Source organism: Sorangiineae bacterium MSr11954, assembly GCA_037157815.1.
GTDB lineage: Bacteria > Myxococcota_A > Polyangia > Polyangiales > Polyangiaceae > Pendulispora > Pendulispora albinea.
Genome location: CP089984.1, coordinates 3,502,824 through 3,527,140, shown reverse-complemented (window position 1 = coordinate 3,527,140; position 24,317 = coordinate 3,502,824). Strand labels below are relative to the sequence as shown.

26 protein-coding genes and 10 tRNA genes are annotated in these 24,317 nt (G+C 63.2%); 13 read left to right on the top strand and 23 right to left on the bottom strand.

The genetic code is table 11. The features are described from left to right. Positions 1-423: 423 nt before the first annotated feature. Entirely contained in the window at positions 424-1,746 is a 1,323-nt protein-coding gene (locus LZC94_13935) for a hypothetical protein (protein ID WXB18336.1), read from the bottom strand. A gap of 942 nt (positions 1,747-2,688) precedes the next feature. On the opposite strand from LZC94_13935, the gene LZC94_13930 reads away from it, so the two are divergent. Continuing rightward, positions 2,689-3,072 (top strand): hypothetical protein, encoded by a 384-nt coding sequence (locus LZC94_13930; protein WXB18335.1) that lies wholly within the window; start codon positions 2,689-2,691, stop codon positions 3,070-3,072. A 242-nt stretch (positions 3,073-3,314) separates the two neighbouring features. Here the strand turns inward: LZC94_13930 and LZC94_13925 are convergent, their stop codons facing one another. Continuing rightward, complete coding sequence (locus tag LZC94_13925; protein WXB18334.1) at positions 3,315-3,491, bottom strand: hypothetical protein; 177 nt, start codon at positions 3,489-3,491, stop codon at positions 3,315-3,317. Between the two features lie 162 nt (positions 3,492-3,653). Further along, a complete protein-coding gene (locus LZC94_13920) occupies positions 3,654-3,845 on the bottom strand; it encodes a hypothetical protein (GenBank protein ID WXB18333.1) in 192 nt (63 codons plus the stop codon). A gap of 238 nt (positions 3,846-4,083) precedes the next feature. Between LZC94_13920 and LZC94_13915 the strand changes: the two genes are divergently transcribed. Together LZC94_13915 and LZC94_13910 are read left to right on the top strand one after the other, a co-directional pair. Next, positions 4,084-4,431: a helix-turn-helix domain-containing protein gene (locus tag LZC94_13915; GenBank protein ID WXB18332.1), complete on the top strand. Its 348-nt coding sequence runs from the start codon at positions 4,084-4,086 to the stop codon at positions 4,429-4,431. Next, positions 4,428-4,937 (top strand): SRPBCC family protein, encoded by a 510-nt coding sequence (locus LZC94_13910; protein WXB18331.1) that lies wholly within the window; start codon positions 4,428-4,430, stop codon positions 4,935-4,937. The genes LZC94_13915 and LZC94_13910 overlap by 4 nt, the downstream gene beginning before the upstream one ends. Before the next feature lie 421 nt (positions 4,938-5,358). Here the strand turns inward: LZC94_13910 and LZC94_13905 are convergent. The 7 genes from LZC94_13905 to LZC94_13875 form a co-directional block, all read right to left on the bottom strand. Further along, positions 5,359-5,431: transfer RNA gene (locus LZC94_13905), tRNA-Pro, on the bottom strand. Between the two features lie 221 nt (positions 5,432-5,652). Further along, a tRNA-Leu gene (locus LZC94_13900) sits at positions 5,653-5,728 on the bottom strand. Positions 5,729-5,732: 4 nt separating this feature from the next. Continuing rightward, positions 5,733-5,841: transfer RNA gene (locus LZC94_13895), tRNA-Leu, on the bottom strand. Position 5,842: 1 nt separating this feature from the next. Continuing rightward, positions 5,843-5,918, bottom strand: a tRNA-Val gene (locus LZC94_13890). Between the two features lie 4 nt (positions 5,919-5,922). Next, positions 5,923-6,000, bottom strand: a tRNA-Pro gene (locus LZC94_13885). Between the two features lie 132 nt (positions 6,001-6,132). Beyond that, a complete protein-coding gene (locus LZC94_13880; protein WXB18330.1) occupies positions 6,133-6,672 on the bottom strand; it encodes an HNH endonuclease in 540 nt (179 codons plus the stop codon). Between the two features lie 187 nt (positions 6,673-6,859). Then, positions 6,860-7,018 (bottom strand): hypothetical protein, encoded by a 159-nt coding sequence (locus tag LZC94_13875; GenBank protein ID WXB18329.1) that lies wholly within the window; start codon positions 7,016-7,018, stop codon positions 6,860-6,862. Between the two features lie 168 nt (positions 7,019-7,186). Between LZC94_13875 and LZC94_13870 the strand changes: the two genes are divergently transcribed. Continuing rightward, on the top strand, positions 7,187-7,492 hold the full coding sequence (locus tag LZC94_13870; protein WXB18328.1) for an EthD family reductase: 306 nt from the start codon (positions 7,187-7,189) through the stop codon (positions 7,490-7,492). A gap of 102 nt (positions 7,493-7,594) precedes the next feature. Here LZC94_13870 and LZC94_13865 read toward each other — a convergent pair. The 8 genes from LZC94_13865 to LZC94_13830 all read right to left on the bottom strand — a co-directional run bounded on the left by LZC94_13865 (position 7,595) and on the right by LZC94_13830 (position 11,515). Further along, positions 7,595-7,665, bottom strand: a tRNA-Gly gene (locus tag LZC94_13865). A 31-nt stretch (positions 7,666-7,696) separates the two neighbouring features. After that, a tRNA-Ala gene (locus LZC94_13860) sits at positions 7,697-7,770 on the bottom strand. Positions 7,771-7,880: 110 nt separating this feature from the next. After that, positions 7,881-7,955, bottom strand: a tRNA-Asn gene (locus tag LZC94_13855). Between the two features lie 195 nt (positions 7,956-8,150). Continuing rightward, a tRNA-Gln gene (locus LZC94_13850) sits at positions 8,151-8,224 on the bottom strand. 292 nt (positions 8,225-8,516) lie between these two features. Continuing rightward, positions 8,517-8,622: transfer RNA gene (locus LZC94_13845), tRNA-Glu, on the bottom strand. Between the two features lie 532 nt (positions 8,623-9,154). Continuing rightward, the gene (locus LZC94_13840) at positions 9,155-9,319 is read right to left on the bottom strand and encodes a hypothetical protein (protein ID WXB18327.1); all 165 of its coding nucleotides are present in this window, start codon (positions 9,317-9,319) and stop codon (positions 9,155-9,157) included. Between the two features lie 641 nt (positions 9,320-9,960). Further along, complete coding sequence (locus LZC94_13835) at positions 9,961-10,446, bottom strand: hypothetical protein (protein WXB18326.1); 486 nt, start codon at positions 10,444-10,446, stop codon at positions 9,961-9,963. 430 nt (positions 10,447-10,876) lie between these two features. Next, positions 10,877-11,515, bottom strand: coding sequence for an alpha/beta hydrolase (locus tag LZC94_13830; protein WXB18325.1), 639 nt, complete (start codon positions 11,513-11,515; stop codon positions 10,877-10,879). 133 nt (positions 11,516-11,648) lie between these two features. On the opposite strand from LZC94_13830, the gene LZC94_13825 reads away from it, so the two are divergent. The 3 genes from LZC94_13825 to LZC94_13815 all read left to right on the top strand — a co-directional run bounded on the left by LZC94_13825 (position 11,649) and on the right by LZC94_13815 (position 14,715). Further along, the gene (locus tag LZC94_13825; GenBank protein ID WXB18324.1) at positions 11,649-11,789 is read left to right on the top strand and encodes a hypothetical protein; all 141 of its coding nucleotides are present in this window, start codon (positions 11,649-11,651) and stop codon (positions 11,787-11,789) included. A 159-nt stretch (positions 11,790-11,948) separates the two neighbouring features. After that, positions 11,949-12,137, top strand: a complete 189-nt coding sequence (locus LZC94_13820) for a hypothetical protein (protein WXB20186.1) — start codon at positions 11,949-11,951, stop codon at positions 12,135-12,137. A gap of 580 nt (positions 12,138-12,717) precedes the next feature. Continuing rightward, positions 12,718-14,715 carry a hypothetical protein gene (locus tag LZC94_13815; GenBank protein WXB18323.1) on the top strand — a complete coding sequence of 666 codons (1,998 nt, stop codon included), beginning with the start codon at positions 12,718-12,720 and terminating at the stop codon, positions 14,713-14,715. 439 nt (positions 14,716-15,154) lie between these two features. On the opposite strand, the gene LZC94_13810 is transcribed toward LZC94_13815, so the two are convergent. Next, positions 15,155-15,481, bottom strand: coding sequence for a hypothetical protein (locus LZC94_13810; protein ID WXB18322.1), 327 nt, complete (start codon positions 15,479-15,481; stop codon positions 15,155-15,157). A gap of 189 nt (positions 15,482-15,670) precedes the next feature. Between LZC94_13810 and istA (LZC94_13805) the strand changes: the two genes are divergently transcribed. Both istA (LZC94_13805) and istB (LZC94_13800) read left to right on the top strand, forming a co-directional pair. Continuing rightward, on the top strand, positions 15,671-17,137 hold the full coding sequence (gene istA, locus LZC94_13805) for an IS21 family transposase (protein WXB18321.1): 1,467 nt from the start codon (positions 15,671-15,673) through the stop codon (positions 17,135-17,137). Further along, a complete protein-coding gene (gene istB / locus LZC94_13800) occupies positions 17,134-17,952 on the top strand; it encodes an IS21-like element helper ATPase IstB (GenBank protein ID WXB18320.1) in 819 nt (272 codons plus the stop codon). The genes istA (LZC94_13805) and istB (LZC94_13800) overlap by 4 nt, the downstream gene beginning before the upstream one ends. A gap of 49 nt (positions 17,953-18,001) precedes the next feature. On the opposite strand, the gene LZC94_13795 is transcribed toward istB (LZC94_13800), so the two are convergent. Then, positions 18,002-18,517, bottom strand: coding sequence for a terpene synthase family protein (locus LZC94_13795; protein ID WXB18319.1), 516 nt, complete (start codon positions 18,515-18,517; stop codon positions 18,002-18,004). A 496-nt stretch (positions 18,518-19,013) separates the two neighbouring features. On the opposite strand from LZC94_13795, the gene LZC94_13790 reads away from it, so the two are divergent. The 3 genes from LZC94_13790 to istB (LZC94_13780) are packed head-to-tail and all read left to right on the top strand — an operon-like array spanning position 19,014 to position 21,672. Further along, on the top strand, positions 19,014-19,388 hold the full coding sequence (locus LZC94_13790) for a hypothetical protein (protein ID WXB18318.1): 375 nt from the start codon (positions 19,014-19,016) through the stop codon (positions 19,386-19,388). After that, entirely contained in the window at positions 19,385-20,890 is a 1,506-nt protein-coding gene (gene istA / locus LZC94_13785; GenBank protein ID WXB18317.1) for an IS21 family transposase, read from the top strand. The genes LZC94_13790 and istA (LZC94_13785) overlap by 4 nt, the downstream gene beginning before the upstream one ends. Continuing rightward, on the top strand, positions 20,887-21,672 hold the full coding sequence (gene istB, locus LZC94_13780; protein ID WXB18316.1) for an IS21-like element helper ATPase IstB: 786 nt from the start codon (positions 20,887-20,889) through the stop codon (positions 21,670-21,672). The genes istA (LZC94_13785) and istB (LZC94_13780) overlap by 4 nt, the downstream gene beginning before the upstream one ends. 28 nt (positions 21,673-21,700) lie before the next feature. Here istB (LZC94_13780) and LZC94_13775 read toward each other — a convergent pair whose 3' ends face one another. Together LZC94_13775 and LZC94_13770 are read right to left on the bottom strand one after the other, a co-directional pair. Further along, positions 21,701-22,045 (bottom strand): hypothetical protein, encoded by a 345-nt coding sequence (locus LZC94_13775; GenBank protein ID WXB18315.1) that lies wholly within the window; start codon positions 22,043-22,045, stop codon positions 21,701-21,703. 116 nt (positions 22,046-22,161) lie between these two features. Then, positions 22,162-22,359, bottom strand: a complete 198-nt coding sequence (locus tag LZC94_13770; GenBank protein ID WXB18314.1) for a hypothetical protein — start codon at positions 22,357-22,359, stop codon at positions 22,162-22,164. A gap of 262 nt (positions 22,360-22,621) precedes the next feature. Here LZC94_13770 and LZC94_13765 point away from each other — a divergent pair, with 262 nt between their 5' ends. Next, positions 22,622-22,804, top strand: coding sequence for a hypothetical protein (locus LZC94_13765; protein ID WXB18313.1), 183 nt, complete (start codon positions 22,622-22,624; stop codon positions 22,802-22,804). A gap of 926 nt (positions 22,805-23,730) precedes the next feature. Here the strand turns inward: LZC94_13765 and LZC94_13760 are convergent. Continuing rightward, complete coding sequence (locus LZC94_13760; GenBank protein ID WXB18312.1) at positions 23,731-24,300, bottom strand: hypothetical protein; 570 nt, start codon at positions 24,298-24,300, stop codon at positions 23,731-23,733. Positions 24,301-24,317 lie beyond the last annotated feature (17 nt).

Below are 24,317 nucleotides of genomic sequence, written 5' to 3'. Positions count from 1 at the left end.
ATCACTCGACGCGTCATGCGGGGGATGAGCGCACGTCAACATGGAGACTTTTGCCGAGACGCATACGCATTCGTCCGTCGTCCCTCCGGGGTTATGCGAGCACGATGGAGACGGCGGCGGCGCCGAACGCCGTGGCGCATGCGAAGAAGACATGGCTGCGCATTCCCGGACCTCGCAGCGTGCAACGCATTTACCGTGCCGATATCGGTGGGTTCCACGTTCGAGGTTTCACGGGCACGACCAAGGACGCGCCCATCACCAAGCTTCACCTGGTCGGCGAAGTCCGGCGTGAATGGGTCGTCCCGCGATGGACGCGCCTGGATCATCGCACGGTTGGCGCGGAGCCCACCCCGACTTGGCGGCGCGACGACAAGGTCGAGCGACCCGCGTATGGAACGCGGGCCGCGACGGAATGCTATGGAGTCAGGGTGTGCCTCGATAGGCCACGACTTCGTTCCGATTCGCCACGTACATCCAACCATCTTTGCCGAGGACGAAGTCGTTGGCGCCGCTCATGGGGCTCATTTCCCAGAGCAGGTTCCCGCTCGGATCGAAAGCCTCCAGGGCCATTCCCACCTTTTCGGTTCGCGTGATGTAGCGATTGCCACGTTGGTCGATGACGACGCGTTTCGTTTCCAGGTACCAAGGCTCGTCGCGCGTCGTTGGCGGCGAAACCGAATGCGTATCCAGGTCGAGCGTCGCCTGTTCATGCACGCCTGCCAGAAAGACGTTCGTGGGGGTCGTCGCGGCCACGGGACGAAGAAGGCCCGTGACGTCGATCGTCCAATCGCGGGATCCCTGACTGGACTGGAAGAAAATGCTCGTGGCGCGCGGGCCCGTGGAGTAGTAGCGCGCCAGGACGCCGCCGCGAATGGCACCGAGGATCGACTCGTCGATCCGCGGAATGTCGGCCGACCATAGCTCGGCGCCCGTCGTTCGATCGAGGCCGACGAGGTACGCGGGCGCGGTCCCGTATGGCGGCTCGGGTTCGCGTGTCACCTCGACGTAGAGGGGCCCCGCCTTCTCGGTGACCACTTTGAATGCGTGCTGATAACGTTTGACGAAGCGAACGTGCCCACTCGTGTCGAGCACGGCGACATCGCTGGGCATCCCGACGACGACGAGACCATCGGCGGTAACGAAGAAGTCTTCGCAGGGTCCGAAGGCCGGCTCAGGAAGGGTCGTCGCCCATTTTTTTCGAGGTGCCCTTCCCGGCCGCACGTCGAACGCGGTAATCGTCGGTGGGGATACATCGCCGGTGGTTTCATCCTGCGGCGTGATGCACGCGTACGCAGTGTCGTTCGCCCCCAATGCCACGTTCGCAGGCAGCCCGATGGGATAATACGTCGCCATCTGGTTCGCCTCGGCTTTCGCGGACGCCGAAAAAAGCCATGTTGGCTCGCCGGTGGTCTGGTCGAAAACCGCCGGCCCCATTCCGCCGAGGCCATATGCGAAATGACCAAAAAGCCGGCCGCGCGCGTCGACCCGCAAGCGATTCGACCAAGGCCCACAATTCTTCGTGCACGTCGTGGTGGCCCATTGCTTCACGGGCTTGGTCGACGGGCCGTTGGTGGCAGCGCGGCGCAAGCCATCCGAACATGCATGCTCGCTCGACCAAGGATGCAATGCACATGGATCGACGGCCGCCGCGTTCACCGCATCGTGCGCCACCGAGAGGTGCTCGATGTCCTGCACATCACCGCCGCTGTCCGCACAGGCGAACGTCGATGTGCCGGCAACAGTCATGAGGAACGCCATCTTTGCAGAACCGGGCAGGATGGAACGCAGTCGTAAGCTCAAAATGTCCTCCGTCGATGGAATGCCGTTGCAGCTTTTCGCGACACCTCGCTTTACGCTGCGCTCGCCGAGTTGCTCCCCCCGCGGCAGAATCGTCTTCAATTTTGGCGCATTTCGAAGATCCCAAACCGCGACTTACATTGGCGCCATGCGATGCCCTGCCCTCGTCTTCATCGTTGCGAGCCGGGGTCGATGAGCGATGCGCACGAGCAGGGACTCGAGCACACCATTGGAACGCTCGCGAGGCTCACGGCCTTCACGTCAGCGGCTTTTGCCTCTCGCGCCGCGCTGCCCGGTTGCTTTCCATCGTGGTGCCTCGGTCACATCTTATGACTGGAGGCAGCAAGCGACGGCCACCATCCTCGCCGACTTGGTCCACATGGGGTGCAATCCGCCGGTGTCGCAGGAACTGCAACGATGTTCATGAACGGCGTGCAGGCCGGTGACTCCTACGAAAGGGCCAAGGTGCAGGACGACTTCACCCCGACTGGCTGCCCGGCGCTCGATGGGCGCACGTCCCTCTCGATGACCGCACGCGCATCCGGCTCACACGCGTCGACAAGGACCTTGGTTCAATCATCGGGAAGGACCTTGGTTCAATCATCGGGCTGTAGACCGACGACCCGATCGGCGACCTCGCGTTGAGCGCCCAGCATCTGCGGGAAGCCCTCGCGAGCAAGGCCGTCTACCAGGTTTCGAGTTGCCGGCCAGCACCCGCAAGTCCTCTTCGCGAGCATCATCCGTGATGACGGAGTAAAAGACCGACCTGCGTCATCCCACGTTGGCCCAACCGGAGACATGACCAAACCAACGGAGACTTTACCGCATGGTCCTTGTAAAGTGATCGCGAAGACAACGTAGGGGACGGAGTAACGGACAATGAGCCGAAGGATGCAGGACATCGTTGCACTCATCGACGGCGCCTGCTGGCCGAATGGTTGCGCGCCCGCCGGTGTGACCGATCGGGCCCTTCATGCCGCGCTCGATGCCCTTCGGGATGACGCCGAGAAGCGTGGCATTGCCGAGGAAGTGCACGACCTCGTGCAGCAGGCGGGAGGCGGGAAAATTCAATGCAAAGACCCGTGGGTAGCCGCTTCGGCGCATGCCATTTTGAGTCTGTCGATCGGCGCTCCACGTCCCGATGCGATGGCAAAGGGCGTTCCCTGGCAGGCAAGGCGCGCCTTTGCGGTGGAACATCGCAGGCTCGAGGCCGTCGTCGATTCAGCCGTTCGAGCATTGATTGCGCACTTGACGCGCGCGGGGGCGACGAGTTGATCGAGCAATGGCGCCGCACAGGGCAGAAATGCCACACTCCCGATTGAACGCGTGTGGGCCCGATTCGCGGTAAATCGCAGTGGGATTGAGCTTCGAGGCTCGGCGCGTGGACCAAGCCTTCTTGGCACGGCGTTCGCTCTGGTGCGAGGCGGCATCAGGCAAGGATGGCTCTCCCCCCCCGGGCCTGCCCTGCATGATGCCTTTTTTCTTTCTTGGCTTCCTGCAGTCAACGAAACGTGGAGCTACGCGTCCTGTCCGATGATGAATCCAAAGTCGGCAGACCGGATCGCTCGCGTGTCGCCGCAGAGGAGAAATGCGCCAAGTCCGGAAGCCGCCGAGCGGCGGTCGAAGCGGAATTGCAAAAATATAAGAGCAACGACGAAGCCGGCGCGCACCTGAATCGAAAGGCTGCGGCGCATCGCAGCTTCCGTGGTCACATTGACAATTGCGCAGGCCCGGTGTTCGAGAGGCGAAGCGTACGCCCCGACGAAGCTGGTACTATCGCGCCCCGACGATCTTTTTGGCGACGGGGCTTCGGACGTTCTTGACGCCCCCTCGGGCGACCGCCGAATCACCATCCGTCAACCCGGTGAGGCCCGCGAGAGGACCGGGAGCGGCTTGAACGGATTCATGCGGCGGAATTGGTCGCGGCTCGTCCCACCACCGGTGTGATCGAAGCCGTGCACGCAATACGGCACCTCGAGCTCCTCGAGAGCCCACGCGACGCGTCGATCGCGCGTCAGGCCGTGCACCGCGGGATGAACGCGACCCATGCATGGACTGTGATCCTGGGCGCGCCCCTCCCCCGTCAGCCGAGCCGAGTCCCCGGATCGTCGCCGACGGCGCGCGATCCCAGACCGGGGCGACAGGGTGCGGAGCATGATCGTCGAAGCGCGTCTTCTGCTCGTCGAATGGGATGGTCACGCGATCGCGGAGCTCGTCGCGGTCGTTGCAGCCACCTGCACGATCTCACTTGCGTGCGGCGAAGCGGTGCGCTAGACACTGAACCATATGGTTCACCATTCGAGTGCCCGCTTGGACGCCTCGTTCGCCGCTCTCTCGGACGCAACCCGGCGCGGCGTTCTGGAGCAGCTCGGGCGCGCAGACGCGTCGATCACGGAGCTTGCCGAGAAATTCCACATGACCCTCACGGGCATGAAGAAGCACGTCGGCGTCTTGGAGCGAGCGGGGCTCGTCGCCACGGAAAAGGTCGGGCGCGTGCGGACGTGCAAGCTCGGCCCGAGCCGCCTTTCGGCTGAGACGGCATGGATCGAAGGGTACCGCCAGCTCTGGAGCTCACGCTTCGAAGAGTTGGACAAGATCATCGAGGAACTGAAACGGAAGGAGAACGTTCGATGAACGCAAGAAAAGACAGTGAGCCCAACCCCACGAAGAACCGCACGACGGTGGAACCGAAGTCCGAGCGCGAAATCGTCGTCAGGCGAACCTTCGACGCCCCGGCTCGCATCGTCTTTCAGGCGTGGACGACTCCCGCGCTGTTCAAGCGGTGGTGGGTACCGAAGTCGATGCCGCTGGCCCTGCTCTCCTACGAGGCGGATATCCGTACAGGAGGCGGCTACCGGCTCGTGTTCGACGTCGACGGCACGAAGACGATGGCGTTCTTCGGCAAGTACATCGAAGTGACTCCCCACTCGCGAATCGTCTGGACGAATGACGAGAGCGGCGAGGATGGGGCCGTCACGACGGTGACCCTCGAGGAAGCAGGCGACAAGACCCTGATGGTGCTGCACGAGCTCTATCGCTCCAAGGAAGTTCGCGATGCGGCCCTCGCCTCCGGGGCATACGACGGAATGGGCGAGACGTTCGAACAACTGGACGAGGTGCTCGTCACCTTGCGCGCGTAGCAGAAGCTTCGTGAGGTCGTGGCGCCCAGGGACCGAGGTGCCGGAGCAGGATGTCGATGCTCCGCACCGGGCGATCTTGCGAGCGTGCGACGGCGAGCCACTCGAAGGGGTTCATTGCGCTCACCTCGCACGTCGCGCCGCGAAAGTATGGCTGCGCGCTCGACGCAGCTTCTCGATCGAGAGCAGCAACGCCGGACCGCAACGCCGCGCCGGAGAAAACCTGGCGCCAATCTGGGCGGAAGTCGGAGGGCTCGAACCTCATGCCCCGAAGAGCACGCACCGGGTAGCGGCCGGGCTCGCGACCATTCGCGATTCAACTTCCATGGAGGAAGGCATTGGCCGGAGCGCACCTCACGCCGCGCGTGCGGCGCGCATCGCCTTCCAAGCGAGCTTCGTCTCTGACGAATTCCGCGTCCATGGGTCTGGGCAGCAAGACTCGAACTTGCATCACCTCGGTTCCGGACCGAGTGCTCTAGCCATTGAGCTACACCCAGATGATGTCCGCGCGTCGGGAGTTGAGCCGAAGGCCCACGGTGGCCGTTGGCCGGAGTGCACCCGGGTTGGACGCTCATGAGACGTCCTGGCTGACCGAGATCACGCGCGGATCGATGAGCGCGGCGATGATTTCGTCGCGCTGGTGGGCCGTCTGCGAATCGAACGCAGTGCGAGCTCCTTATCAGAGAGCCCAGGGTAACCAACCCGTCACGGCCCGCGGTGCCGACGATCCGATTCGAACGGACACGGCGCGGGGGTTTAAGTCCGCTGCCTCCTTCCGATTGGGCTACGTCGGCGTCGTGCGAACGGCGGGATTCGAGGCGAAGGCCCACGGTAGCCGTTGGCCGGAGTGCACCCGCACTGACCTGGATTTGAAGCAGGTGCCTCCTGCCAATTGGGCTACGTTCGCGTGGTACGGGGCGAGAGGATCGAACTCTCCTCGGACTGCTTGTAAGGCAGGTGTGCTCACCAGAGCGCGAGCCCCGCAGGATGGTCAGCGCGGCAGGATTTGAACCTGCGCTCTTCGGCTCCCCGAGCCGAGGTTTTGGCCTGGCTAAACTACGCGCTGAGATGGCCCTGTTTTGCGTCTGGGCCCAGAGCTCGCGCACGCGGCGCGTGAGAACGGCGCGTGCGGCGAGCTCCAAGACGTCGGGTGCAGCTTTGCGCACGAGCGTCGCCCGCGTCCCTTCGGGCTGCGTCGTCACGCTACGTCCGCACGGGGCTCGGCGGCGGCGAGGGGATAGTAGTGCCTCCACATCGAAGGTACGTCCCTACCGGTGTCGAGCACGGGCGCGAACGGCAGCGAAGAAGGTTTGAACGGCTTCCGCAGAAGCACCATCCCCGCCTCCTCCGGCAAGCGGCCCCCCTTTCGATCGTTGCATGCGTAGCACGAGGTCGCGATGTTCTCCCAGACCGTCTTGCCGCCGCGGACGCGGGGCACGACGTGGTCGTAGTTCAGGGCGTTCATCTCTTTGCGCACGCCGCAGTACTGGCAACGGAACCCGTCGCGCGTGAAGACGTTCACGCGCGAGAATCGGACCTTATGCTTCTTCGACACGCTCCCCTTGGTCAGGCGGACGACGGCTGGCGTGCGGATGGTGATCGACGGCGCGGTGATGCGATCATCGTACTCTTCGAGCACCTCGACCTTGCCGAGGAAGAAGAGCGCGACGGCGCGTTGCCAAGAGATCACTCGGTGCGGGGTCATCCAGGGGGTCAGCATCAGGGTTCGTGTCGACATGGGCCTTTACCTCTTTCGTCTCTTGCGGATTCGCATGGCACTTCTCCTCGTGCGCTCGAGCGAGCGCGGATTAAAAAACGGTGTCACCGGAGGGACTCGAACCCCCATGCGCCATGGGCGCGCTGATACCGTGTATAGCGGGACTTGAACCCGCATTTCCGGATTGAGAGCCCGGCTTCCTGACCATTTAGACGATGGGAACGTTGACGAGCACCCCACCCAGGATTCGAGCCGAAGGCCCGCGGAGGCCGCAGGCCGGAGTGCACCCGGATGCAATCGTTTCGAAGACGATGGCCCTTCCATTGGACGAGTGGGGCATGGAGAGCTCGAGAAGCTGGTTGAGCAAGGACAGAAGGTCCTTCTGCGTCCGACCCTGGTTGCCATCGCAATCTCCTTTCGTGACGTCGGGGTGGTGTGGAACGCAGGGATCGGTGCACGTGATGTGCCCACCGCTATTTTTGCGCGGCGCTACTCTTGCGCACGTGTAGGGTCGACCCTACGATCACGCGCGAACATGATCCGCGTATCCGTTTTGTATCCCGCCGCCGAAGGGAAGACTTTCGACCACCACTACTACACGAAGAAGCACATGCCACGGGCCGGCGAGCTCCTCGCGCCCGTGCGCTACGAAGTCGACAAAGGCATCTCCGGCGGCGAACCCGGCCGACCCGCGCCGTTCGTCGCCGCCTGTCACTTCTACTTCGAAACAGTGGAGCACTTCGCCGAGCGCACCACCGTGCACGGGCCGGAGCTGCGGGCCGATATCGCCAACTACACGAACATCGAGCCCGTGATTCAGATCAGCGAAATCGTATCTTGAGCGTTACGGCTGCGCGCCCCCGTTGAGCCGAGAGGGAGCCGCGCCCTCGCGCCGGGTTGCAGCCGGCGATCCTCGCTCCAGGATCGGCTCGAATGAAAACAGAGCGGGCAGCGGGACTCGAACCCGCATCGGCAGCTTGGAAGGCTGCGGTCCTACCGTTGAACGATGTCCGCGATCCCCTGGCGCGCTGCGCGCGCATCGGGGTGGTGGAGCTGGGGAGACTCGAACTCCCATCGCCCGGGTGCAAACCGGGCACTCTGCCGTTGAGATACAGCCCCGCAGGTCAGGACGGAATCGAGCCGAAGGCCCACGGAGGCCGAAGGCCGGAGTGCACCGGCCCCTCCCGAGTACGAAACGGGTGCTCGGCCGATGGATCTGCGAGGGGGGATGGCTCCAGCGGAAGGAATTGAACCTTCATATGTCCGGTTAACAGCCGGGTGCCTTGCCATTAGGCGACGCTGGAATGAGCGCGACGCCGCACGCCATGAATGTCGACGAGGTCTTCGACCGTGTCGACGCTCGCAACGCGCGGAGTCGCGATATTGATTGGCGCCAAGTTTTCAATGAGCAGTGCCCTTTGCGGGCGCACGTCACCCTCCGTCGCGCTCGTTCCGAACGCGGATCTCCTGCGACAAAGGAAGCCTTGAACTTCGAGGCTTGGTTTCGGGCGCAGGATTCGAACCTGCGTTTCCGCGTTCAAAGCGCGGCGTCCTACCGCTAGACGATCCCGAATCGATGGTGGGTCCGGAGGGATTCGAGCCGAAGGTCCACGGAGACCGAATGCCGGAGTGCACCTCGCTATCTGAAACCGAGAGGTCCGCTATTTCTCACCTACACTAAAATGCATAAAATTCATAGAAGATTCCTCGGCCGCGCTCCACGATACTATTCATAGATATGTCTCGCCAGAATCCTCTTAGGTGTCGGGCGTGACTCCATATTCGCGAAGCTTCACCGGGTAAGGGCCGGGTGCGCTCCCGTTACGCTACGGCCCCATGGTTCGCCGTCGCATGCGACGACGAAGTGGGACGCAAGGGACTCGAGCCGAAGGCCCACGGAGGCCAAAGGCCGGAGTGTACCCTCATCTCTCGGTTTGAAAGGCCGGCCCTCTACCATTGAGATAACGTCCCTCCGATTTTCTGCTGCCGCTTCCGTTTCATCGCGCTCTCCATTCTCCAAAAGTTGAAGGCCACCGAGGTGCGTTCCTCGGCGGCCTTCAGGTTGCGCGGAGAACGTCCTGCTTCGAGCTACTGCTCGCGCTTCGCGAGACCCGACACGCGCCCGCAAACTGGGCGCACGTCTCCCGTCATCTTCGTGCGATCGAAGGACGGATTTGTCGATTTGAAGCGTGTGTATATCGATTGATTCATGAACAACTACATCGTTTGATTATGCGTTTGTTCTCCTCTGCGGGGTGTGGCTCGGCGAGGGGGGTCACCCCTCGGATTCTGCTAGAAGCGGATCGACGCACCCTTGGCTGCTGCCCGCCACCGGCACGGCGGGCGGGCAAGCGGCATGGCCTCTCTGAGCCTTCGGTTCGGCGTTGGGCACGGTAATCTCACCGGCTCTCCCCCTGCTTGCGTAGGGTACAAACGCCGAAGGCCGCCTAGGTTTCCCTAGGCGGCCTTCCAAGAGTGCGCGGACACGACTCTGGAATTCCGCCTAGGGATCGACCTCCGGGTTCGCAAACAGGATCGCGGCGCGATCCTGGAGGCCAATCTGGCTATTTTTGCCTTCGAGTGGCCGCACGATGCGATAGGCGCACCCCTGCCACGTCGCCTTGGGCGACACGCGGTCAGAAGATTGATGGGGGCGTCGGGTCATCATGGCGGTTCGAAGGGCGGCCGGTTGGCTGAGCTTTCTTCCTCGGTGCAGGGGATAGACGCGACGAGCGCGGCTACCATTCAGATCTTTGGTTCTTATGAGGCTCTTTCAGTGAGCGGTCAAGAATGAATCTGACGATCAATCAAAAAAGATTCCGGGATGCGCTTCCATGAGGGCGACGGGTCAATCCCCCTTCCGCGGAGGCCATGCAGCGGGAGCTCGTCGCTCCCAGCGGACCTTCGGCTGGAGAGGATGAAGGATGTGCGTCATGGCGCATGCGGCCGTGCCGCGACCACGTTCCACCGCCCGCGACGCCGGCGTTCGTCCACCCCGCACCACGCAACGATGCGCCTCCCGCCTTCCACACCCAGTTTCGTCTGGCCTGGGCGGCCTCCCCCACCCTTGGCCAGCTCTCCCACTGCCGTCACCGGACGCTGAGACCCGCGCGACCTCCGATACGAATGCCGATAACGGCCCACGAGCGCCTCTCCCCGAGGGTGTCCCCTCTGCCGCAGCCCCGTGGTTCGCCGTGAAAGGCGTGCACAAGCGACGAACGACTACCGCCGCGGCCCCTTTTACGCATTGATCGAGACGCGAGCAATCCCGATCAATTTCGCTTTGCGACCGCGGAGGAGAGATGCAAATTATCTTCGTAGTGGACCTCTGAATCCACCTCGTTCGAGTGAGGATCGGGCACGACGCTCACATTCCCCGTGAGCATCCCTGCGGGACCAGGCTCCAGTGTAATTGGTATGGTGAGCCGATGCTCTGTCGCCAAGATAAGCTTCAACGTCGTCTTCGCCCGTGCCGACGAACACCCGCGCGGTGCTGAGCCCGGAGGGGCCGTCGGCGAGCACGTCGAGCGGTAAATCGATGGTGCGCTGCTCCCCGGGTGCAATGCCGGCGGGGATGCTGCACTCGGCCACCTCCGGAATGTTTGGCTCCGGGTTGCTCACCGCCACCTTGCATGCGGCGGGAAGTTCCTCGCGATTGATATTGAAGTAAAATGGCGGAGCGACCATCAATCGAGCGGGCGAGCGCGTCGTGAGATTGCCGCGATTGGTCACGCGAAAACTGAACGTATGGGTTGTGCCTGGGCTGACCGCCACGCTGTCGCTGGCGACCGCCAAGTCGACGGCATTGGCAGGCGGTGGCGGCGGAGGCGTACCCAATCGGGCAGGCTGCCCACCCAGGCTGGCAGCCGGGGTGTCGGGCCCGAGGGATCCAGCGTGGGGACCAGTCAGCATGAGCAAATGGTCGTACGAGCATTGTCCGCCATAATGGGATCAATGTCAGCGCCTCCCTGTGTACCGGCAGCGAGGCCAAACCCGATTTGCATCCCCGTGGTCCCCCGCGGAACCAATGTCAACGGGATCCCCAAGGTTCGCTCCTCGCCCGCCTGAAGCGCCGCTGGGATGCTGCATTCGACGATTTCGGGAATGTTCGGCGCGGAGTCCGTCAGTCGCATGCGACATTCTGACGGGAGGGGCACGCCGTGATCGATGTTCGTATAGAACGGCGTTCGATAGAGAATTCCTTCCCCATCAGCGAGCGCGGGATCTACTTCGGCAAGCTCTCTACGAACTCGTACACCACGCGATTGAACTTTATCGGATCATCGACGAACAGCGCGTGTCCTTCTCCATCGAACCGCACCAACCGAACCTTGTCGCCAAGCTTTGCCTTCATGTAGTCCGCGCTCGGCTGCAGCGCTGGCTCATAAACATAGAGCATCGGGCGATGGATCCGGGCGAAAGCCTTGGTGAAATCCGAGACCGCGTCCATGTTGTGAATCAGCGTGACCGCCGTGTCCGTCGGGACCTCCATGGTTGCACGGATAACCCTTTGTAGGTATTCTTCCGGCTTCGGTGTCTTGTACATACTTCGCACAAAGATGTCGGCTTCTTTCCGGCGATCCTGTTGAAGCAGGGTCGCCCATCCTTCCAGAACCGAAACGATCGCTGGACTTTGGGCCGGAATCAATCCGTCCACCAGCACCAAACCGCCGACTCCGTCTTCCCCAAATTGCTCGACATAGCTCAGGAGCTCACCACATCCCATCGACCAACCGATCAGCACCGGCTGCTCCAACCCGAGTCGATCCACGAGCTGTTTGTAGTCCCGGGCGCGAGACTCGGGCAGATGTCCATAGGTCGTTTTGCCGCTCTCGCCTTGCGATCGCGGGTCGACCGCAATCACCCTGTACTGCTTCGACAGCCCGTCGATTTGCTTCTGCCAGATTCAGCCCGGCATCCTCCATCCCGGAATGAAGACAATCGGCCTGCCTTCCCCAGCCTCGATGTAATGGATATGGATGCCATCGGAGGTCTTGATGAAGCTGCTCTTCGTAGGCTGGGCAATCGCGCGTGGCCCGATCGACGCACATCCGATCAAGGCGCACAATGGCAATATCGTCAGTATGGATCTCATGGTCCTCTCCAGGCCGCTGCAGAACGCGGCCCAACGACTGTAGCCCTCTGCCACGAAGATAGAAGTACGCACTTTTAAGTGGTGCACCCACAAAAAGGTAAGCATGGAAACAAGAGAGAAAACGCCGCGGGACGTGAGCGACCGCGTCGTCTGCGCCTCACGGTTGACCGACGCGCTCCGCTGCATCGACGGGCGCTGGAAGATGCCTATCCTTGCCCATCTCTCTGGGAAAGAGACCATGAGATTTTCCGACCTCGAGCGGGCGATTCCGCAAGCTTCCCAGAAGGACGAGACAGGTTGGCCTCGGAGCCTCCCGTCAAGTCCGGGCTTCGGGTCGAGCGCGAGGCGAGCACCGTGGTTTTCCCGCTCCTGCGGAAAGAAGCTCGCATAGTTGGTGGGCTCGATCTGCTGCAATCCTTGAACGGCCTCTGGAAGGATGATGCCCGTGGAGTTGTAAAACAACTGGTAAATCCGCCGTTGCAGCCTCATGACCGCATCAGCGCACCGCGAAGACCGCGACCTGACCCGGCGCCGCGAGCGTCAGTCCCGCGCAGGTCGTCGTAGTCTGTTTATGGTACGGAGTTACTATTCCTCGATAATAACAATTTCCTCGCTGCTGCTGCTGCTGGACGAGCTTTCCTCGTCGACGACGATGATCTCCGGGCGATCCGGCGCTCTACGAGCGCACGGCGCTCGCCGATTACGGGCACCTCGATTGCCTCGTCGGGAATCACGTGGCGCGCGACGTCTACTCGATGATCTTCGACCATCTCGAACGCCATGCGACTCGAACTTAAACCAGCGCATGATGTGTTATATGACAATATATGCAAGACAACGTGCGCGCTCACGCGAGCGTACATGATTTTCGTTGATGCCTCATTTCAAGCTATTTCGTTTTCACGAAGCGCACATGGCCGCCAAGCTGCTGAAACGCTCGATCCATGAGGTTCTTCGAAAGGATTCTCGACATGACGGCTCGCCGCCCGCGGATCTACGACGACCAAGATTACTACGACAGCGTCAATGGGGGAGAGCACATCGGGCTCTTCTTCGCCTGGGCGCTGCTGCGGAACCTCGCTGCGAGCGAGTGGAACGAAGCGGCACGGCAACTCGCCGACCGAGTGAAGGAGCGGGCGCGGGAGCTTCGTTCCGGGCGGCTACTCGATGACCACAAGCTGGCGACGATCCACCTCAATGATCTCGGCAACGCGTTCGCGCGCGCTTACTACGACCTGTACCTCGAGGACTACGGCGATACGCTCGACGATGAGGCCATCCGCGAGGGCTCCTGGGAGCACTTCGACATGGTCGTGCAGATGCTCGACGGGCGACATGCCGCATGGATAGCGGAGGGGCGGAAGAAGACGCGCCCTCCCACAGGGGGCCGCATGATGCGTCCTGCACCCCCGGTCGTGGCCGGCGACGAGGCGCTGGTGGCACTGGAGGCGCTCGATCGGCTCGACTTGCGCAGACGCTCCTTGCCTGGGCCAGCGGATCGCGTGTTGATCGCGCTACGAAAACGCGCGCCCGATGCGTCCTTGCGTGAGCTTCTCCTCGAGCGTGCCGAGCGCGGCAAAGTACCGTCGGCGACGACCGCCGTGCGCGCGCTCGTCGAGCGCTTCGATCGCGAGACTGTGCTGGAGGCGCTGGTGCGGCTCGAGAGCGGGAAGAAGTCCTTCGCATCGCTCGAGCAATTGCCCGACTTCGTGCGCGAGCTTGGGCAGGCGCGCCAATGGAAGGCGGAGACCGATCTGCTGGAGGGCGTGCAACGCTGCCGGAGTCGCGGCCTGGTACCGCGTTGCCACCTTCAGCTCGCAAGCTTGCTCTTGCGCTCGGACCTGCAGAAGCAGGTGGAGCGAGCGTTCATCGAGGCCGCGGTCGCGCACCCTGACCTTCCTCCCCGACTGGCGCACTTCGTTGCCAATAAATTCAAGCTCGAGCCCGCACAGAGGGCCAAAGTGGCGCTTCCGGCGTGCATCTATCGCGCCGAGACGCTCGACCTGAAACGGGAGTTCGCCTTCAACTTTCCCCACGTGCTCGAGGCCCTCGACGAGCTCGAGAAAACGGGGCTGCCCCTCGAGCATGGCGAGGGGCGCAAGCTCGTCGATCTGCTGCATGAGCGTCTGCGGCAGTGGATCGAGCAGCTGCCGCAGCTCGATGATCCCTACGAGGAGAGTCAGGAGCTGCTCGGCAGGCTCGAAAAGCTGTTCATCGACGTCCCTTCGAACGTCGCCGCGCTACCGGAGATGCAGCGTCTGTGGCGCGAGGTCCTCTTCTTCGATGATCCAAGGCCCAGCCCAGAGTTTGCGTTCGAGGTGCAGGGCGAGATCGCTCGCCTCGACAAGCTGGTGGCCAAGGGGATGTCACTCGAGGAGGATGACGGCCGCAGGCTCCTCGATCAGCTACACGGTCACTGGCAACGCTGGTTGCGCGCGCTGCCCAGCTTCCCAGAGGTGCTCGACCACTGGTTGCCATCTTCGCAGGGCCGTGCACGCCTGGTGGCGAGAAAGCTGCAAAGGCTCTATGCGGAAGATACCCCCGGTGGACGTGTTCGTCCCGCGGAGGACGCCCGGAACGAAATGCTCGCGCGCGTGATGGGGAAGGAACCCAATGAGGGCCGCGGCGAGCGCGAAGTGCCCGGTCGCGCGGGATCTCCGGCCGGTGCCCGCGCAGCCCATCGCAGTGTGCTGCAACGTCCCGAAATGCAGCAACTATGGGCCGAGCTGATCACCTACCTGTGGGCGGAGCCGATGCAAGCAGGTCGCGCGATGCGCCTGCTGCGCGCCATGTGGTCCGCGGAGTTGCTGACCGAGGAGCTGATGGCGGAAGCGCGGGCCTTTCTGTCGGCCGCCACCTCCTCACGAGAGGAGCACTACTTCTTCCATGAGCTCATCAGCGAAGGGCATGAGCCGCATGCGCACCAGCTGGCAGACCTCGTGCGCATCAAGGGGTCCCAATGGTCGTAATCGGATTTTTGGGGGACGAGGATTACAGGTTATGCCTAGCTCGGCGAGCACTGCCTGCTCTCGATCCTTGATCCCAGTCGGCACGCTTGGTTGGCATCGACCGAGTGAGAAATCCGACCAAAGCGCTAGCTCGGGTTTCCCTTGTAGTCGACCTCTATCGACGGCGCCCCATCGTCGACACACCAGCGAATCAGGATGGCGACATCGCTCGGCCGCACTTCGTTCGGTGTACCGAAAGCTGGCGAGCGAAAGCGTCGCCAGCAGCCGCCGCATCCGGTTAATAGACAAAGCTTTTCGATCCGAATGCGGAGCTTCATTCGATTCGTGGACCGCATGAAGCCGTAAAATAGTTTGTCGGGGTCGCAGGACGGCAGCGGGCTCGACGGGAAGAGACATCGGATGGATTCGTCTAAGAGCGGGCCCCCACCCACGCCGAGGATCATGGCTGCCCGGTAGGAGCTGACGTTTCGAGTTGGATCGCGGTGTCGTCAGCGTCCCGTGCGATGAACTCGTCGGAGTACCGTCGCGTGTCGTAGTCGACCCAGTCCTGATATCCGTGCATCCAGTACCGCAGGCCATCGATGAAGCCGCGCAGTTGCGAGCTGGCCGCCGGTTCGACGGTGCGTGCGACGAGCTGGAAAGCGGCGATCTCGGCGTTGACGCGGGCCGCGACGAGATCCACGGCCTGCTGGAGCGTCATGCCCTGGAAGGCGTAGATGGTGACCATATTCCAGTATTGGCCTGGCTGAGCCATCTCGATTTTCACGCTCTGCACATCGTTGCTCCAGCAGACGACGTTGTGTACGCGGCCACGTTAAATTGACCCACGACGGCCACCAGAAATTGACCCACCCGGCGGAGCGAAGCGCGGGGGGGAGCAGTTTCGGCCAGGGAAAATTGACCCACCCCTGAAAGGGGTGGACAGGCGAGCGGGCGATGGAGTCGTCGTCCGGGGATGGTGCCGATGGACGTGGTGGCAGTGATTCGACACAAGGTGGCGAGCGAAGGGGTTCCGATTCGAGAAGTGGCGCGGGAGCTCGGATTGTCGCGAAACACGATTCGGCGATACGTGAGGGCCAACAAGATTCCGGTTCCAAGGCCAGAAAAACAGGTCCGACCAAGCCCGGTGCGCGACGAGGTGGCCACGGCGGCCGCGGCTATCTGGCGAGCGCGCCGATCCTTTACGGCGGGCAAACAGCGGCTGACGGCCAAGCGGCTGTGGGAGCTATTGCGTGAAAACGGGCACACGGCGAGCGAGCGCACCGTGCGGCGATTGGTGGCCGAATTCCGGAGCGGTGAGCGTGAGGTGACTGTTCCCCTGGTGTACACGCCGGGCGAGCTCGCACAGGTGGATTTTTTCGAGGTGTGGGTCGAGCCCTCGGGGATTCGCCAGAAGGCGTGGATGTTCGTGATGCGCTTGATGCACTCAGGGCGCGACTTCGCCATGCTCTGCGCGCAACAAGACGCCACTTGGTTCTTAGCGGCTCACGTTGCGGCGTTTACCTACTTCGCGGGGGTGGTGGCCGCCGTGGCCTATGACAACTTGAGCGCTGCCGTGGCCAAGATCCTCGTTGGGGCGCCACGGCTGCTTCGGCCCCGATTTGCCGCGCTTTGCGCCCACTACGCCTTCGAGCCACGTTTTTGCCGCCCCGGCGAAGGCCACGACAAGGGAGGAGTCGAGCGCCGCGGAGGACACGTACGTCGCCAGCATTTGGTGCCCATTCCGCGCGGTGAATCACTTGCCGCCATGACCACGGCTTTGCAAGCACGCCTCGATGCTCAGCATTCGCGCAATCCGATGTACGTCGAGGCCTGGGCCCGCGAGCGCAGCGCGCTGCGGCCTCTCCCAGCGCCTTTTGACGGCCGCCAGGTGCGCACCGTGCAGCTTCGCCACCACGCCAGCTACCTCGTCGCGGGCGCTCACTACTCGGTGCCCAGTCGGTGGTGCGGTCAGATGGTCGACCTATTCCTAGGCATCGACACCGTCACCTTCGCCAAAGGCGACGAGACCATCTGCCATCCTCGCGTGGCCTTCGGTGGCCGAAGTATCGACTATCGGCATTTGTTACTGCCACTATCGCGCAAGCCACAAGCTCTGCGCCAGGTCGCTCACGAGTTGGTGGCACAATTCGGCTCACCATGGCCCGAGCTCTGGGAGACGCTTTGCAATCGGTATTCGCCCGACCTGATCGAAGCTGCACGAAGACTGGCTCCGTGGTTGGAGCGCGCTGACCGCGAGGGAGTCGGTCGGGTCAAGCGAGCCATCATCACCGCCCTTGCGTGCGGTACGCTGGTGCCCTTTCTGCAACGCACAAGGCGCACCGAAACCCTCGCCGCTGTCCCGCTGGCATTATCGGAATACGCGGTCGAGACGCCCGACCTATCGCGCTACGACGTGCTTCTCGAGAGGGCATCGGCATGAGCACCGACAACGTGCTCTTGGCCGCCGTACGCGCCCATACGCGCGTACTCAAGCTGCCGACCGTCGCACGAGAGTGCGAAACGCTGGGACGTCAATCGCTGGCCGAAGGCTGGTCACCGTTGCAGTACTTGCGGGCGTTGCTCGACGCCGAGCTCGCAGTCCGCGCCGAGCACGCGATTGGGCGCCGCATGCGAGCGGCTCGTCTGCCCGTGCACAAAACGATGTCGCAATTCGATTGGCGGAGGCCACACGGTCTCGAACGCGCCCGCGTCGAAGACTTGGCTCGTGGTGCCTGGATTCCGACGGCGCGCAACATCGTGATCTTGGGCCCCGTGGGCACCGGAAAAACGCACTTGGCCATCGCGCTCGCCATCGAGGCCATCAAGCGCGGCCACCACGTGCTCTTTTACCGCGCCTCCGACTTGGTCCGGGCACTGACCGAGGCCCGGGATGCACGCGCTCTTTCTCGCCTGCAAGAGCGACTGCGAAGGGTTTCACTCTTGGTGGTGGACGAACTTGGCTTTGTACCGTTTGAAAAAGCCGGCGGAGAGCTGCTCTTCGACGTCTTGTCCACCCGGCACGAACGGTGCGCAACGGTGATCACATCGAATCTGGCTTTTAGTGAATGGAACCGGGTCTTCGTCGACGACAAGCTGACGGCCGCACTCCTGGACCGTCTGGCCCAGCATGCGGAGGTCCTCGTCACTCGCGGTCCGGGAGACCGTGTCCCGGCCGCGGCCACCAAAAAGACAGATTCAAGATCTGACGAGAGCAAACCCAAAGCGACCCAGGAGGTGCCGGCGCTCACGCGGTGAGTGCCCCCCATCGCGGCGGGGTGGGTCAGTTTTTGATGGCCGAGATGGGTCAGTTTTCGGTGGCCGTTGACACGTTGTTCGCGTGCATGCGCAGCTTCTGGACCGCGGGCTGGTTGAATTCAGCCGGGGTGGCTGGCCCGAGGTTGGTGGCGTCGGCGACGTCTAGGCACGGGTTCATGCCGCTGGTGTGTCGGCGGATGGTCTCGTACTGTGAGATGCCCACCGGCGTGTCTTGGATGTGGTTGAGGATCTGCAGGCTCGCGGTGGAGGCCCACATGCGCATGCCGTGGGCGAAGCGCTGGAAGTGTTCATCGGATAGGCGGCGGCGGAGCCTGGTGCAGATGTCCAGCCACGCGTGCTCGCCCCAGACCGGCTGCGCGCCGACGCGGTGATAGTCCAGAACGTCGATCATCGCGGTGAGGTTCGGGAGTGTGCGAGGGCTGACCGTATGCACGCGGTCCACGAACAGGTCGTCGGCGGGGAAGTACCAGATCGCGTAGTCTGTTGGCGGGCGCCTCGAAGCGGGGAATTTCGGGCAGGCCGGTCTCGTGACGTAGTTGGCCACCGCGCGCCGGTTCTGGGACGATTTGGGATGACCGCCTGAAAAAAGAGAAGGGCCCGAAGTCTGACCACTTCGAGCCCAGGTCGCCCGCGGTGTGCACGCGTTCGACGATGACGTTGTCGCACGAGTGCCCAGCGCCGGCCCAATTCCTGGCGGCGCCGTGTGCACGACGCTCTCGATCTTCGACAAATTCAGTGCATTCGCGACACCTGTCGTCGGCTCATCCTGCTTTGCTCGTCTTGCGATCGGGGTCATCTCTATTGCAGTGAGACCTGTCGCGATTTGCAACGCGCCGAGGCTCGAGCCTTATCGAAGCGAAGGCATTGGCAGAGCTTCGAAGGTCGGTGGGCCACCGCCCGTCGGGTCGCTCGCCTCCGCGATCGCGGGCGAAATGTAACGGACACCGGTCGCCCAGAAGTTGGCCCTCCAGCAACCCTCGTTTCGCCCGAGCCGCCCGCCGTCACGGAGATGGCGCAGCCCTCGGCGATGGAGACGCTCGATGACCGACATTTGGATGGGGATCTCCCCCGGACCGCTCACCACCCGCGTACTCGCGATGGCCGGCGCCCGCGAGACGATCGTAAAGGCCAATCTGCGCGCGGACCCTGCGCACCCGCGCGCCCTCGCGACGCTGCTCGAGGCCGTGGCCCTCTGGCAGGGGCAGAAGGTCCGCGCTGCACTTTGTGCCAAAGACCGGGATGGGGCATCCGACTCCACCCTCTATCGCGCGGCATTCGGGGACGAGGGCGGATTGCTCTATTCGCTCGATTGGTTGCCCGCGCTCCCCCCGAGACGACGGCGCCATCGTGATCTCGCGGGCGTTGGCGATTTCAACGACTTGCGACAGTTGCTCCTCTTCGAGGTGGCTCGATGATCGCGCCCGAGCTTCGCTCGCGCATTCGCCGCCTCTTCTTCGCCGAGCACTGGAAGATCGGCACCATCGCGGCCGAGCTCCGGCTCCACCGCGACACCGTCGAGCACGCGATCGAGCCACAGCGATTCGCCAATGTCGCCTATCGCGCGAGCGCTTCGATGCTCGATCCGTACAAAGCCTTCATCCGCGCGACCCTCGAGACCCACCCGCGACTGCGCGCCACCCGCGTGCTGGAAATGATCGCGCAGCGTGGTTACGAAGGCTCCGTGTGGCCGCTTCGGCGATATGTTCGGCGCGTCCGGCCCATCTCTCGGCACGAAGCCTTTTTCCGTCTCACGACGCTCCCAGGGGAGCAGGCTCAAGTCGATTGGGGCTCGTTCGGTTCCATCACCATCGGCGAGACACGGAGACCGCTCTCGTGCTTCGTGATGGTGCTCTCGTATTCGCGGGCCATCTTCGCCCGTTTCGTTCTCGATCAAACGCTCGAGAGCTTTCTGCGCTGCCACGTGGCGGCTTTCCATACGTATGGCGGTGTCCCGCGTGCCCTCCTTTACGATAATCTCAAGACGGCGGTGCTCGAGCGCGTGGGCGATGTCATCCGATTCCACCCTCGATTGCTCGATCTCGCCGGGCACTACCACTTCTCCCCCCAGCCCGTCGCGCCGGCGCGCGGCAATCAAAAGGGTCGTGTGGAGCGCGCCATTCGGTACCTACGCGAATCGTTCTTCGCCGCCCGCGCGTTTCGCTCCGTCGAAGAGCTCAATCGCAAACTGGACGACTGGATTGGCAGCGTCGCACATGCGCGCATCGTCCCTGGCGATCTGCACAAGCGCACCATCCATGACGCCCTCGAGCAGGAGCGCGGACGTCTGCTCGCTTTGCCCGAGCACCCTTTTCTCTGCGACTACGTTCGAGCTACCGCCTCCGGCAAATCACCCTACATCCGTTTCGACGGCAACGATTATTCGATTCCTCATACCCTCGTGCGCAAGCCACTGACACTCGTCGCATCCGACGCCCTGCTTCGCATCCTGGATGGCGACACCGAGGTCGCGCGCTACCCGAGGTCATGGGAGAAAGGACGGCAGATCGAGACGCCGCAGCACCTCACGGCGCTCGCCGACGAAAAACGACGTGCGCGCGAGCATCGCGGTCGGAATCGACTCTTTGCCGTGTGCACGAGCGCCGAGCCCTTCCTCCACGAGGTCGCGCGCCACGGCGGACACCTCGGAGGGACCACGACCCGATTGTTGCACCTGCTCGAGGAGCACGGCGAAAGCGAGCTCCAAGCCGCCCTTTCCGACGCCCATCGGCGTGGCGCGTTCACCGCGCAATCGGTTGCTCACATCCTCGACCAGCGCCGACGCGCCCGCGGCGCTCCGCTGCAAGTGCCCCCCGTACTGCCCAACGATCCGCGCGTGCGCGACATCGTCGTCGCACCGCGCTCACTCGCCGTCTACGACAAACTCGCCAAGAGCCACGACGGGGAGGACGAGCCATGACCGAGCTTCGCGAGCGCCTTCGCGCCCTCGGACTGCTCTCCACCGCGAGCGCCTTCGACGATCTGGTCGCGCTCGCGACGAAAAAGCGTTGGGGATTGACCGAGATCCTCGAGTACATCGCCGACCTGGAAGAGAAGGACCGGGCCAGGCGCGGTCTCGAGCGGCGGATGTCGCGCAGCCGGCTGGAGAAATTCAAGCCGATGAGCGACTTCGAATGGGACTGGCCGACCAAGATCGACCGACCTCTGGTCGAATCCGTCCTCTCTGTCGACTTCGTCGCGGCGCATCGCAACGTCGTGCTCGTGTCGCCGAGCGGGCTTGGAAAAACGATGATCGCGCAAAACATCGTACATCGCGCGGTGCTCGCCGGGCATTCCGTGCTCTTTCTTTCGGCCGCAAAGCTCTTGCTCGATCTCGGAGCTCAAGAGTCGGCGCGGGCGCTCGAGCGCCGGCTGCACTACTTCTCCAAGATCGGCCTTCTCGTGATCGACGAGGTGGGGTTTCTCGCCTTCGACAATCGCAATGCCGATCTCCTCTTTCAAGTCGTCAGTCGAAGGTACGAAAAGAAGAGCCTCGTGCTCACCACGAACCTCGCTTTCAAGGACTGGCACACGATCTTCCCATCGGCCACCTGCGCAACGGCCCTCGTCGAGCGAGTGATTCATCACGCCGACGTGGTCACCATCGAAGGAGAGAGCTACCGAATGCGCGAATCCGAAGCCACCGCGAAGGACAGGCGGGCAGCCCGCAAGGCGAAGAAGGACCCGCCGGCCGACTCGTGACGGAATGGGCAGCCCGGATCATCCGCGTTCACGCGGCGACCGGGCTGCACCGAATTCTGCGCATCGACACGCTCGGCAACACGTAGTCGGCGAGGATCTGCACCAGTTCGCGGTCGGCCTTGGGATAGCAGCGCGCCGCAAAGCGGCCGTACTGCGCTCTGGCCAGACGGGCGCGGTAGGTGTCGTTGGGGACGAGGCCGAAACGCTCGGCGAAAGCCCGTGCGCCGAGTTCGACGCTGTCCACGTCCGGGTGGATCGCCGGTGGCCAGGGGAAGATGAATCTCGGGATGCGTAGGCGGCTCGCGTGCGATCCTGCTGGTTGGGCGGAATCGTCTTTGACGGTGTCCGAGGGCACCTGCTCGATCCTCGTCATCCGAGCCTCACTTTCGCCTGGCGTGGGTTTATTCGGGCGTAGCATAGGGCACCCCGTGCGCAGAAGCGAACCTGCCGGTCCCTCGACGCTCCCGGTGACGCCATCGACGATCATCATCAGCCGTACAGCGTGTCGTCGATGGCCTTGGTCGCCACCATCACCGCGCCCTCGTCCAATGTCGGGTCGAGGCGCTCAAGCGCGTACTTGCGCACGTCCGCGAAACGGATCACGCCCGCGGCATGCTGGAGCCAAAGCTCGCGCTGTCGGGTATCGGTCGGGGGGGGTGGAGCAAGTTCGATTTCGTAGGTGGCCATGCGATGGGTGCCTCGAATCGACGGCAACACGCGCGAGAAACTTGTCCGAGCTCAGGGCTGTGCTCGGAGAGCGCGCTTCGTTGGCACCTCGGACAGGTGATGTCCGGGACAGGCCCAGATCTGGCCCGACACCCGCGGGCGGAGGCGAGCCACCGAAATTCTCGATCGAGTCGACCGGCACGGTGCTCGCTCTTCGGACCCCACGAGCGGCGAGGCCGCCGCTGTGATGGCGCGCACATTCCCGCGCCGAACCGAGGACTTCATGGAGCGACAAACGAAGAAGTGCAGCACGAGCCCGCCGCCGGCGCCGAAGGAGCTCGAGGCGTTCCGACGCAACCTCTCCAAGCACCTGGCGACGCCGGGAACGATGTTGCGGCGCGTGGCGTCTTCGAAGACGCGCTCGCCGCCGCCAAACGCTGCACTCCAGCGCGAGTACATCCGCTAGGGTACGCGCTGCGTGAAGCACCGTTCTTCCGAAACCCGAGTGGGGTGCGAAGTTGGGCGGGTTTGCAGGCGAAGACGCTGGCTCGTCTGCTGGCGACACCAGCTCGTCTGTCTTGGCGTTGACCTCGACGTCCGAGGCGCTCTGCAGGAGCTCGGCTAGCTTTTCGAGCTCCTTGCGTTTCGCCGCGAACTCCAGCTCCAACTGTTGCGCGTCGACCCCCGCTCGGCCTTCGCCAGATAGATGCGGCGGCGAAGTCGTTCGAGCTCGACGAGCAGCCCGTCATAGGCGCGCCGGAGCTTGTCCCTCTCGCGGGCGAGCTGATCCCGCTGGCGAAGGGCGTCGGCGAGTTGCGCTTCGAGCTCGCGGATGCGTCGGGCGAGCGATTCGTCGGTTGAACCTCCCCTGCGGTCGGGTGGCCCTGGGAGGTCGTCCCTCCCAGGGCTCCCACGGATCCGGACGTGCCCAATTAAGGCATCCGGCTCGTCAGGTCACGGATTCGCTGCTCTTGGGAGGAGTGGGTACGCAATGCGCGGTGTCGGGAGCGGGTATCGCCCCAGTAGCCGCTGCATGCGATCCCAGGACATGCGTGCCTTCTGCGAACGGCGATCCAGCCACCGCCGCCAGACCCCCTTCACCTCGTGGAGAAAACGACTGAGTGCCGCGAAGTTCCCAGTGATACCAAAGTACTGGTAATGTCCGCGCAGTTTTCTCACGAGGGCCTGCTGCTGTGCGCGGACTTCGTCGTGAAGGTGCTCCCGGCACCAGTTCGCGACCCGCTTGAGAGCTCGGCGGAAGCGGTCCGAAGCCGTTCGGCGATAGATGACCCAGTTTGCTTTGCGTGACATTCCCCAATAGTGGGTGAAGCCAAGCAAGTCGAATGTCGGCGGTTTCGGGTCTCGTTTCCCACCACTTCGTCTGGGCATTCGTCACAATTTATTCTCGTTTTCAAGGAGTTCGAGCGCGATCGCGACGGGCGTAATGAATTCGAGGCCGCGCCGCAGTGTCACTGAGCCAGGTCGGCCACTTGAAGCGTGACCGGCGTGCCCGCCCAGTTGCGCGATCCAGCGGATCGCGTCGGCAATTGTGGGAATGTCGTCGGGAATTGATTCGGTTTTCTTCGCGTACTTTCGTTTCATGAGGACGAGCGCACGAAGCTCATAGTCGTTGAATTCGAGCGACGCCGGAGCGTCAGGCTTCGCCCGGGCGAGCATGCGTAACCGTTCGATTCGAGCGGCAGTCACCACGGCTAGAATCGCCCACTTGATAACGCGCTCCGCCGAACGCAGCTGCGACTGCTCGACGCAGCACGCACCGGACTTCCAAACTCGATGTAGTTCCTCAATCTTCCAGCGCTGTACATATCCGTGAAGAATGCCATCAACGTCTTCGCGAGTCACGATGCCGTGGTTCGTGAGCAAGCGCCAGTGCAACGCCTTTTCGCCTCGTGGTGGCGTCCCCACCTCCTTCACGTCCACCACGTTGAGCGGTACGTGCATATTCCGAAGGACCCGGG

Excerpts from the sequence above, each read along its gene's own strand:
- LZC94_13935 (WXB18336.1), bottom strand. The coding sequence starts at position 1,746 with ATGACTGTTGCCGGCACATCGACGTTCGCCTGTGCGGACAGCGGCGGT.
- LZC94_13930 (WXB18335.1), top strand. The coding sequence starts at position 2,689 with ATGCAGGACATCGTTGCACTCATCGACGGCGCCTGCTGGCCGAATGGT.
- LZC94_13925 (WXB18334.1), bottom strand. The coding sequence starts at position 3,491 with ATGCGCCGCAGCCTTTCGATTCAGGTGCGCGCCGGCTTCGTCGTTGCT.
- LZC94_13920 (WXB18333.1), bottom strand. The coding sequence starts at position 3,845 with ATGGGTCGCGTTCATCCCGCGGTGCACGGCCTGACGCGCGATCGACGC.
- LZC94_13915 (WXB18332.1), top strand. The coding sequence starts at position 4,084 with ATGGTTCACCATTCGAGTGCCCGCTTGGACGCCTCGTTCGCCGCTCTC.
- LZC94_13910 (WXB18331.1), top strand. The coding sequence starts at position 4,428 with ATGAACGCAAGAAAAGACAGTGAGCCCAACCCCACGAAGAACCGCACG.
- LZC94_13880 (WXB18330.1), bottom strand. The coding sequence starts at position 6,672 with ATGTCGACACGAACCCTGATGCTGACCCCCTGGATGACCCCGCACCGA.
- LZC94_13870 (WXB18328.1), top strand. The coding sequence starts at position 7,187 with ATGATCCGCGTATCCGTTTTGTATCCCGCCGCCGAAGGGAAGACTTTC.
- LZC94_13840 (WXB18327.1), bottom strand. The coding sequence starts at position 9,319 with ATGATGACCCGACGCCCCCATCAATCTTCTGACCGCGTGTCGCCCAAG.
- LZC94_13825 (WXB18324.1), top strand. The coding sequence starts at position 11,649 with ATGAAGCTGCTCTTCGTAGGCTGGGCAATCGCGCGTGGCCCGATCGAC.
- LZC94_13820 (WXB20186.1), top strand. The coding sequence starts at position 11,949 with ATGCCTATCCTTGCCCATCTCTCTGGGAAAGAGACCATGAGATTTTCC.
- LZC94_13815 (WXB18323.1), top strand. The coding sequence starts at position 12,718 with ATGACGGCTCGCCGCCCGCGGATCTACGACGACCAAGATTACTACGAC.
- istA (WXB18321.1), top strand. The coding sequence starts at position 15,671 with ATGGTGCCGATGGACGTGGTGGCAGTGATTCGACACAAGGTGGCGAGC.
- istB (WXB18320.1), top strand. The coding sequence starts at position 17,134 with ATGAGCACCGACAACGTGCTCTTGGCCGCCGTACGCGCCCATACGCGC.
- LZC94_13790 (WXB18318.1), top strand. The coding sequence starts at position 19,014 with ATGACCGACATTTGGATGGGGATCTCCCCCGGACCGCTCACCACCCGC.
- istA (WXB18317.1), top strand. The coding sequence starts at position 19,385 with ATGATCGCGCCCGAGCTTCGCTCGCGCATTCGCCGCCTCTTCTTCGCC.
- istB (WXB18316.1), top strand. The coding sequence starts at position 20,887 with ATGACCGAGCTTCGCGAGCGCCTTCGCGCCCTCGGACTGCTCTCCACC.
- LZC94_13775 (WXB18315.1), bottom strand. The coding sequence starts at position 22,045 with ATGACGAGGATCGAGCAGGTGCCCTCGGACACCGTCAAAGACGATTCC.
- LZC94_13770 (WXB18314.1), bottom strand. The coding sequence starts at position 22,359 with ATGGCCACCTACGAAATCGAACTTGCTCCACCCCCCCCGACCGATACC.
- LZC94_13765 (WXB18313.1), top strand. The coding sequence starts at position 22,622 with ATGGAGCGACAAACGAAGAAGTGCAGCACGAGCCCGCCGCCGGCGCCG.
- LZC94_13760 (WXB18312.1), bottom strand. The coding sequence starts at position 24,300 with ATGCACGTACCGCTCAACGTGGTGGACGTGAAGGAGGTGGGGACGCCA.